Source organism: uncultured Muriicola sp. (genome assembly GCF_947258935.1).
In the GTDB taxonomy this organism is placed as follows: domain Bacteria; phylum Bacteroidota; class Bacteroidia; order Flavobacteriales; family Flavobacteriaceae; genus Muriicola.
The window spans coordinates 23,189-31,762 of record NZ_CAMYKH010000020.1; the positions used below are offsets into that span (position 1 = coordinate 23,189).

The 8,574-nt window shown below is 38.7% G+C and carries 9 protein-coding genes and 1 pseudogene; 5 read left to right on the plus strand and 5 right to left on the minus strand.

What is annotated here, in order from left to right; genetic code table 11:
• The first annotated feature begins 3 nt into the window (after positions 1–3).
• Positions 4–603, plus strand: coding sequence for an NUDIX domain-containing protein (locus Q0X72_RS05475; protein WP_297762649.1), 600 nt, complete (start codon positions 4–6; stop codon positions 601–603).
• Here Q0X72_RS05475 and Q0X72_RS05480 read toward each other — a convergent pair.
• From Q0X72_RS05480 to Q0X72_RS05495, 4 genes are all read right to left on the minus strand, one after another.
• On the minus strand, positions 600–1,004 hold the full coding sequence (locus Q0X72_RS05480) for a response regulator (RefSeq protein WP_297762651.1): 405 nt from the start codon (positions 1,002–1,004) through the stop codon (positions 600–602). The two genes, Q0X72_RS05475 and Q0X72_RS05480, sit on opposite strands and share 4 nt — an antisense overlap.
• Complete coding sequence (locus Q0X72_RS05485) at positions 991–3,648, minus strand: PAS domain S-box protein (protein ID WP_297762653.1); 2,658 nt, start codon at positions 3,646–3,648, stop codon at positions 991–993. Before Q0X72_RS05485 ends, Q0X72_RS05480 begins: the two co-directional genes overlap by 14 nt.
• 193 nt (positions 3,649–3,841) lie before the next feature.
• A complete protein-coding gene (gene coaD, locus Q0X72_RS05490) occupies positions 3,842–4,294 on the minus strand; it encodes a pantetheine-phosphate adenylyltransferase (protein ID WP_297762655.1) in 453 nt (150 codons plus the stop codon).
• A gap of 32 nt (positions 4,295–4,326) precedes the next feature.
• Complete coding sequence (locus tag Q0X72_RS05495; protein ID WP_297762657.1) at positions 4,327–5,307, minus strand: D-alanine--D-alanine ligase; 981 nt, start codon at positions 5,305–5,307, stop codon at positions 4,327–4,329.
• A 109-nt stretch (positions 5,308–5,416) separates the two neighbouring features.
• On the opposite strand from Q0X72_RS05495, the gene Q0X72_RS05500 reads away from it, so the two are divergent.
• The 4 genes and pseudogenes from Q0X72_RS05500 to Q0X72_RS05515 all read left to right on the plus strand — a co-directional run bounded on the left by Q0X72_RS05500 (position 5,417) and on the right by Q0X72_RS05515 (position 8,210).
• A complete protein-coding gene (locus Q0X72_RS05500; RefSeq protein ID WP_297762658.1) occupies positions 5,417–6,004 on the plus strand; it encodes a PASTA domain-containing protein in 588 nt (195 codons plus the stop codon).
• Between the two features lie 4 nt (positions 6,005–6,008).
• A complete protein-coding gene (locus Q0X72_RS05505; RefSeq protein ID WP_297762660.1) occupies positions 6,009–7,034 on the plus strand; it encodes an RluA family pseudouridine synthase in 1,026 nt (341 codons plus the stop codon).
• Between the two features lie 94 nt (positions 7,035–7,128).
• A pseudogene (locus Q0X72_RS05510) lies at positions 7,129–7,789 on the plus strand (YaaA family protein).
• 55 nt (positions 7,790–7,844) lie between these two features.
• Positions 7,845–8,210 (plus strand): hypothetical protein, encoded by a 366-nt coding sequence (locus Q0X72_RS05515; RefSeq protein ID WP_297762662.1) that lies wholly within the window; start codon positions 7,845–7,847, stop codon positions 8,208–8,210.
• Here the strand turns inward: Q0X72_RS05515 and Q0X72_RS05520 are convergent.
• Positions 8,207–8,335 carry a 30S ribosomal protein THX gene (locus tag Q0X72_RS05520; protein ID WP_297762664.1) on the minus strand — a complete coding sequence of 43 codons (129 nt, stop codon included), beginning with the start codon at positions 8,333–8,335 and terminating at the stop codon, positions 8,207–8,209. The two genes, Q0X72_RS05515 and Q0X72_RS05520, sit on opposite strands and share 4 nt — an antisense overlap.
• Between the last annotated feature and the right edge of the window lie 239 nt (positions 8,336–8,574).

The window sequence follows — 8,574 nt, forward strand, 5'->3', positions numbered from 1 at the left end:
CAAATGTATAAAGTTTTTGTTAATGACGCGCCCTTAGTTTTAACAAACAAGCTCTCAGAAACCGTTAACGGTGAATACTTCCCTCTCAATGGTACTGCCATTAAGACTGCGATAGATGCTTTAGTAAAAAAGAAGTTACAGGCTGCTTATATCTATCATCCCAATCATGAGGAAATCCTTAAAAAGTTCACCAAGAAAATTCCTCTGGAAGTAGCTGCAGGCGGGGTGGTAACTAATAAACAAGGGAAAGTACTTTTTATTTATAGAAATGATAAGTGGGACCTGCCAAAGGGCCGTTTAGATAAGGGAGAGACGATTGAAGAATGTGCGCTTCGCGAAGTGGAGGAAGAGACGGGGGTCAAAGGTTTGAAGATCGAAAACTTCTTAAAGACCACTTACCATGTTTTTAAAAAAGGTGGCATCTACAAGCTCAAAGAAGTTCATTGGTATGCCATGAAAACATCGTATAAAGGCAAATTAGTAGGGCAAAAAAGCGAAAAGATAGAGAAAGTGAAATGGAAGGGGCCTCACAAGATCCAAAAGGCCCTGGAGAATTCATATACCAATATTAAAACGCTATTCGAAGTGGACAATTTTCACTAGGCAGCCTTTGTGATCTCCAAAATGTCATTCTTTCTAATAGGCTTGTTCTTGAAATCTATAAAGTGATGTGTAGTAGACTTAAAGCGTTCCCACTGTTGTAGGTCATAGGGGTCAATGGAGGATGTTACTATGTTGATCCTTATAGTAGATTCGATCTTTAAGGTCAGAAATTTTTCCAGAAATTGCCATCCATCCATAATGGGCATATTGATATCCAGAAAGATCACCTGGGGTATGGGGATATTTTGTTCAACCATGGAAGTGATTTCATCAATCGCCTCTTTTCCATTAACATAGGTCTTAATTTCCTCTGCAAGTTCGAAAGAATTCAACATCTTCTTGATCCCAAAAACGGTAATGGGATCATCATCAATGATACAAATACTCTTAATTTTTTTCATTGAAGTATATTTTAAAGGTGGTTCCTTTACCAACCTTGCTATCTACGGTTACTTTGCCATTCATGGCCTCAATTTGATTCTTGGTAATATATAGACCTATTCCCCGGGCATCCGGGTTTTCATGAAAAGTCTTGTACATCCCAAAAAGTTTATCCCCATGCTCTTCCAGGTCAATTCCCAAGCCATTATCCTTTATGGATAAGACCGTATAGTCACCTTTGGTTTCGGCGCTCAAATGTATAACCGGCTTCCGCATAGGATCTTTGTATTTTATACCATTAGTAATAAAGTTCATAAGGATGCTCTCTATATAAGACGGCACTGCTTTCACTTCTGTGTCTTCATCTACCTCATTAATAATCAATGCATTACTATTCTTTAAAAATGCGATAAGATTCTGTTCTACCGTAGTTATTTTCTCGTTGAGATTGATGGATTTCTTGTCAAGGTTAATTTTGGTACTAATGGCTACCACTTCATTGAGATTTTCCAGGGTTTCCAGTAAATTATCTGAGGCTTCCATCAACATTTTGATGATCCTGTTCTTCTCCTCTGCATCTGTTTCACTTACAAGGAAGTCTAATAGCATAGAAAAATTAGCGGTGTGCGACCTTAAATTATGGGATACTATATGGGCAAAGTTGATCAGTTTCTTATTCTGATGGGAGGTAACGTTGATCAGGTCATGCAATTCCTCCTCCTTGCGTTTAAGATCAGAGATATCCAGGCTGATGCCAATGAGTCCCTTTACTTTTCCTTTATCACCCTTGAGTGGGATCTTAGAAGTAAGGAAGGTAGTTATAGTCCCGTCTTTTTTGATATTTATGGTTTCAACACCTAGCATTGCTTTTCCAGAATTCATGACTTTAAGATCCTCAGCCCGGGAAATTTCAGCAACATCTTTGTCATATAGGTCAAAATCATTCTTGCCAATAACCTCAGATTGATCTTTGAATCCCAGGTATTCTAATTCTGATTTATTCACCAGTATCTTCCGAGAATCAAGGTCTTTGATAAATACGTTTAATGGCAGGTTGTCAATTAAGGTCCTTAATAATTGTTGTTCTTCTTTGAGTTGAGCCTCCTTTAATTTGCTTTCGGAAATATCCTGGGCCGTGGACCATAAGAGTTTTCGCCCTTTTTTATTACCAACAAGCGAACCACTTACCAGGACTGGGAATTTTGTGCCGTCCTTTTTAATGTATTCTTGTTCTTCCGGTCCAAAGGCATTATTGCTTTCAATCTCTTTCTTGATCCTATAGATCTGTGTTTTGGAAACAGAAACCAGAATATCCTGGACATTTAAAGTACCAATATGATCTTTGGTATAGCCTGTGGTCTTTTCAAATGAGGTATTGTAATCAAGTATCTCACCGGTATCAAAATCACTGAGAATATAACTGGTGGGTGACAATTCATAAAGAGCCCGGAATTTTTGCTCACTAATCTTCAGTTTTTTACGGGCGGCAAACATTTCTTTGATCATCCTGCCTTCTGCCAGTAAGGAGACTACTTTATTCTCGTCATCATAGACGGGAATTAAACTAAAATCTACCGGAATTGGATTCTTGTCTTTATCCAGAACAACGATCTCACTTCTCATGGTCTCCCCTTGAGCTGCAGCTTTGATAATTTCTTTAAGTCCGTCTTTTATATAGTCCGCGATAGGCCACCAGTAAGCATCCCAGAATTTTTTATTTACGACCTCACTCTCTTTGAGACCAGAGAATTGGAGGGCGGTTTTATTTACCTCAATAAAAGTACCCTGGGTATCAAGGATGCCCGTAAACTGATAGGACGAATTAAAGATCGTACTGAAGTGACGCTCTTGTTGTTTGATTTTGTTTTTGGAAACTAATTCCGGTGTAAGATTTTGTAAAGTTCCTACCAGGCCAATAAACTGCCCGTATTTATACACGGGTTTTCCGGTTCCTATTACGGTAATTTCATTGCCCTTGGCGGTAATTACCTGACCTTCAACTTTCCATGGCTCCCCCTTCTCAATAGCTTTGTCTATAGTTAGTGCAACAGTATTTCTACTGTACCCTTCTTTAAAAAAATTGATGGCATTTTTAATATTTGGCTCATAGCTTTCAACTACTTCATGAATAGACTTTATAATTGGGCACCAGCTAAGTTTTTTTCTGACGAAATCAAATTCCCAACTTCCAATGATAGTGCTTTGGGTTTTTTCTTCGTGGAGAAGTTCTAATTTTTGGATAGTTAGTTCATTGTCTATTCGCTCTGTGATATTCTCAGTGTGAATAATGACTCCTATTATATTTTCCTTTTCGTCATACCAGGGTATGTTGTGCCATTCAAACCAGAATTCGTTCTCGTCTTTATCGAAGTGGCGTTGATGGCCTTTATCCCCCGTTTCTCCCTTAAGACAATTATCCAAAACTTGTTTCCAGTCATCACTTATTTCCCCAAAAAGTTCATTGATAGATTTTCCAATAACATTTATCTTATCGAAATCAAAATCATTGATCCACTTGTCAGAAACAAATTCTACCTCAAATTTTTTATTAATAAAGGCAGTTGCCGTAGGCAACTGTTTAATGAGGTAGTTAAAGGTTACTGTAGGGGTTCCACGCAACATTCTGTTGTAATTTCCTACTAATGTATTCTGATTATTCCTCATTCTTTAATGATTGTTGTGAACCTGCCAAATCTCGTTGTGTGCGTGCAATTTTCTATAGAATGTAGGCAAATACTACTACAAAGTAAGAAAAAACTTACAAAATACAAAGTTGTTGAATAATTTAGCGCGGAAATGGGAATTCGGTGACCTACTAGTTCATAAGTCTTAACCGTTTACTTTACAATATGATCCATTAGATTTTAACTGTATCCGGAACCAATGAAGTATAATCGCCGCCATTTCGGATCACATCCCGAACAATAGAGGAACTGATGTAAGATTTTCCCGACGACGTAAGTAAAAAAACGGTTTCTATACCTGAAAGTTTACGGTTAGTATGAGCTATCGCCTTTTCGAATTCAAAGTCGGCCGGATTTCGAAGTCCTCTTAAAATAAATTGTGCATTTACTTTTTGACAGTAGTCAATGGTTAGTCCGCTGTAGGTATCAACCTTAACTTTCTTCTCCCCCTTAAAAGCTTTTTCGATAAAGGATTTTCGTTGCTTTTCAGAAAACATATACTTTTTCTCGGCATTGCTTCCAATGGCAATAATGATCTCATCAAAGAGATGAATTCCTCGTTCTATAATATCATAATGCCCCAAGGTAATGGGATCAAAAGAACCTGGGAAGATAGCACGTCTCATTTGCAATAGCTGTTTTTACGAATTAAAGGTACTTATTTTTCGTCTAAAGCTTCTTCAATAGCACTTTCAAAAAGCTCGGCCAAGGATATCCCAGCCGCCAAAGCCTGTTGAGGTAAAATGCTCTGTTCTGTAAGGCCCGGAGTGGTATTCATCTCCAGCATATAAGGTATTTCATCGATCAAAATAAATTCGCTCCGCGTATAACCTTTCATTTTTAGAACTTCATAGGCAAGTTGGGCGCATTGCTCTACATTCTTCCTTTCCGTTGCTGAAATTCTGGCGGGAGTGATCTCTTGTGACTTGCCTTCATATTTAGCTTCATAATCAAAGAAATCGTTCTCTGTGACTATTTCTGTAATGGGCAATACTTTAGTGGCGCCATTATAGGTGATGACACCTACGGAGACCTCTGTTCCCTGCAAAAAGGATTCTATAATGATCTCATTGTCTTCCTTATACGCTTTCTCAATTGCAGGACGAATCTGATCCTTGGTATATACCTTGGAAATTCCATAGCTACTTCCTGCCTTATTTGCCTTCACAAAACAAGGAAGGCCTACTTTCTTTAAGATGTCATCTACGTTTATTACATCACCTTTATTTAGATAAAAAGAGGTAGCTGCTTTTATCCCATAAGGTTTTAAGACACTGAGAAGATCTCGTTTATTAAAAGTTAAAGCAGCCTGGTAATAGCCGCAAGAGGTCTGTGGTAAGCCCAGCAGTTTAAAGTACGATTGCATTAGTCCGTCCTCCCCCGGAGTTCCGTGAATTGCATTGAATACACAATGAAAGGAGATCTTATCATTACCCATGGTTACTGTAAAATCTGCCTTGTTAACAGCATATTCCTTATCAGCATCGTCTAAACAGACCCATTTTTCCGTAGATATTAGGACGCGGTATGGAGTATATCTTTCCCTACTAAGGTGTTTGTATACATTCTTACCACTGAGTAAGGAGATCTGATGCTCACTGGAATAGCCTCCCATAATGATGGCAATATTCACTTTCATTTTTGCAATAGCGAGGTTTGATTCATGATCTATTGACTGGTTATAACAAAATCAAAGTAAAGAAAAAAGCATTCGGTTTCCTATCTTTGCCAGGTTATAAAGTAAACTTATGAGGAATTTTTTTAATTTTCTTCGCAGCAAAACTCTTCTGATCAACCTTGGCCTTGCTTTGGTAGCTGTCATAGTGATCTCCTGGATGGCGCTGCAATGGCTCAAGGGTTCTACCCATCACGGAGAACTTGTGGAGGTTCCTAATCTTTCAAAATTGTCTGTTACAGACATGCGGAAAGCTATTGAGAGTTCAAACCTGAGATATGAGGTGCTCGATTCTGCCAACTATGATCCGGACTATCCCAGATTTTCTATTTTAGAACAAAATCCGCCTGCCGGAAATATGGTAAAGGAGAATCGAAAGATCTACATTACCATTAATCCTTCTGGTTATAAAAAGGTCACTGTTCCCAAAATTATTCAGGTAACTCAACGTAATGCTGCTTCTATGTTAAGAGCAGTTGGTCTTGATGTTGAACGGGTAACCTATATAGATGAATTAGGCAAGGATATGGTATATTATGCAAAATTCAAGGGTAAGAATGTTAGCCCTGGAGATAAATTACCAAAGACTTCTAAAATAGAACTTATCTGTGGAAATGGCTCCATTTCTAGCAGGGCCAAGATCAAAGCCGATTCAGAATAGTCATATGAATGATATCCAGCCTGCTGATCCCGCCGAAGATGATCTTTTTGAACATCACCGATTTACAGCTTCTAAAGGGCAGGAACCCCTACGTGTAGATAAGTTTTTAATGAACTTTATTGAAAATGCGACCCGTAATAAAATTCAGCAGGCAGCAAAAGGGGGTAATATTTGGGTAAACAGCAAAGTAGTAAAACAGAATTACAAGGTAAAGGCTGGTGATGAGGTAAGGGTTTTATTTGAACACCCTCCTTATGAATTTCTGCTAACCCCTGAAAATATTCCTTTAGACATTGTTTACGAGGATGAGATTGTACTGGTTGTAAATAAACCTGCCGGGATGGTGGTGCATCCGGGTCATGGCAACTATTCCGGTACCCTGCTAAATGCACTTGCCTATCACAACAAAGATCTTCCCGAGAATTCCAGTGGCAGACCCGGACTGGTACATAGAATAGACAAGGATACCTCAGGATTACTGGTGATAGCAAAGACCAGTGAGGCTATGACCCATTTGGCCAAACAGTTTTATGATAAGTCAAGCGAGCGTCAGTACGTAGCCCTTGTATGGGGTAATATTGAAGAAGAAGAGGGCACAATTGAAGGTCATATTGCTCGTAACCCCAAGAACAGACTTCAGATGCAGGTTTTTCCTGAAGGGGATCAGGGGAAAGAAGCTGTAACGCATTATAAGGTCATTGAACGCCTCGGATATGTTACTTTGGTCTCATGTATCCTGGAAACAGGAAGGACCCATCAGATCAGAGTTCATATGAAGCATATTGGGCATACACTTTTTAATGACGAACGATATGGGGGTGATAAGATCTTAAAGGGTACCACCTTTACCAAATACAAGCAATTTGTAGATAATTGTTTTAAAATTTTGCCAAGGCAGGCCCTACATGCAAAGACCCTTGGGTTTATTCATCCTGTAAGCGGGAAAAAAGTTCAATTCAATTCAGAACTTCCGGAAGATATGGCCTTATGCATTGATAAGTGGAGACATTATTCCAAGCATAGCCAATAGTATAAGTACTTTCAATAGGCATATCAAAAACAATTAGAATAAGCCAACCAGAATTACCAATTTTCCTTCTTATTTTCGTTGAAAATTGTTGCTTATGAAGATTGTAATTTCTCCAGCAAAGTCGCTCGATTTTGAAACTAGTTTACCTACTGCCCAATATTCCATGCCGGCCTTTCTCCAGGAATCGCAGAAAATAAACAAGGTACTTGTAAAAAAGAGCCCAAGGTCTCTTAAGCGCTTAATGAATATCTCTACTCAATTGGCAGAAGTCAATTGGGAGCGAAACCAACAATTTAAATTGCCCTTTTCACCAGATAATGCAAGGCCAGCCATCTACGCCTTTAACGGCGATGTGTATCTGGGTTTAGATGTGTATTCCTTGCCGGAAGAAAAAGTAGGAAAAATGCAGGATAGCCTAAGGATCTTGTCCGGACTTTATGGAATATTAAAACCCCTCGATCTAATACAGCCCTATCGCTTCGAGATGGGTACTTCCCTAAAAATAGGAATATTTCTCCGCCCTGGATTCAAAAAAAATAATGGGTCCAATTATTACTCCGATCTTTAAGGATTGGAAGAATGACAAGCTTAAGGTACTCAGTTTTTTTGCCAAAAAAGCGAGAGGTTCAATGGTAAGGTATCTGATTGACACCAATGCAAAGACCCTCGATGATATTCGTGGATTTACTGGAAATGATTATCAGTTCAGCAAAGAACATACCCTAAAGGAACATCAGCCCGTATTTATCAGATAGAATATTTTTGAATTGCGATCGTTTTAATCCTATAGAATCTCATTAAAACACTCTTATGAAACGATTGATCATTTTATGTATGGCTTTTGGAATAATGACATCTGCTTGCTCAGACAGAGATGATGATCTTATTTCCATAAATATCCGAGTAAAAAATATGAGCTCCCTGGTCTTTGATGAGGTTATCGTAGGAAGTGAGGATCATGTGTATGAAACTTTGAGTCCGGATACCTACTCAGAATACCAGGAATTCGAAACCGCGTACTCCTATGCTTATATTCAGATCACTTCTGGTGAGGAAGTATATGTTTTACAACCCATAGATTTCGTAGGCGAAGAAGTCTTGCCTATCGGTTTATACACCTATGAACTTAATGTAGATGCGGAAGGACAGGTTATCCTAGAATTCCGAATCGATTAAGTCTTTCCTTTTACATTTATCTTTTCTTCCAGGGAAGGCCTCTTTTTTATTTTTCTTGGTCTGCGAGCCCCGTAAGATTTATTGGCGATCTTTCCTCGTTTACTGCTTTTATCTCCTTTTCCCATGTTTTTAATTTACAATAAGATATGAAAAGAGGACGAAAGGAACAAGGAAGGGACTAATACATCTATTGGCCAGTAGTGTTAAAAACAGTACATTGCTTTTTTTGAACCCTACCTTGTGTTCCAACATATTCATCCATACCAACCTTTTCTTTTTCCGGAAGCGACCAAAATGATCGTAGGGACGCTGCCGCCTCCCAGGTTCTCAAAGGAAGCGTTAAAGGCGAGCGATGTAAATTTTT

Bases quoted from the DNA above. Each gene is read 5' to 3' on its own strand.
- Q0X72_RS05485 (WP_297762653.1), bottom strand. From the start codon at position 3,648: ATGAGGAATAATCAGAATACATTAGTAGGAAATTACAACAGAATGTTG.
- coaD (WP_297762655.1), bottom strand. From the start codon at position 4,294: ATGAGACGTGCTATCTTCCCAGGTTCTTTTGATCCCATTACCTTGGGG.
- Q0X72_RS05520 (WP_297762664.1), bottom strand. From the start codon at position 8,335: ATGGGAAAAGGAGATAAAAGCAGTAAACGAGGAAAGATCGCCAATAAA.
- Q0X72_RS05500 (WP_297762658.1), top strand. From the start codon at position 5,417: ATGAGGAATTTTTTTAATTTTCTTCGCAGCAAAACTCTTCTGATCAAC.
- Q0X72_RS05505 (WP_297762660.1), top strand. From the start codon at position 6,009: ATGAATGATATCCAGCCTGCTGATCCCGCCGAAGATGATCTTTTTGAA.
- Q0X72_RS05515 (WP_297762662.1), top strand. From the start codon at position 7,845: ATGAAACGATTGATCATTTTATGTATGGCTTTTGGAATAATGACATCT.
- Q0X72_RS05495 (WP_297762657.1), bottom strand. From the start codon at position 5,307: ATGAAAGTGAATATTGCCATCATTATGGGAGGCTATTCCAGTGAGCAT.
- Q0X72_RS05480 (WP_297762651.1), bottom strand. From the start codon at position 1,004: ATGAAAAAAATTAAGAGTATTTGTATCATTGATGATGATCCCATTACC.
- Q0X72_RS05475 (WP_297762649.1), top strand. From the start codon at position 4: ATGTATAAAGTTTTTGTTAATGACGCGCCCTTAGTTTTAACAAACAAG.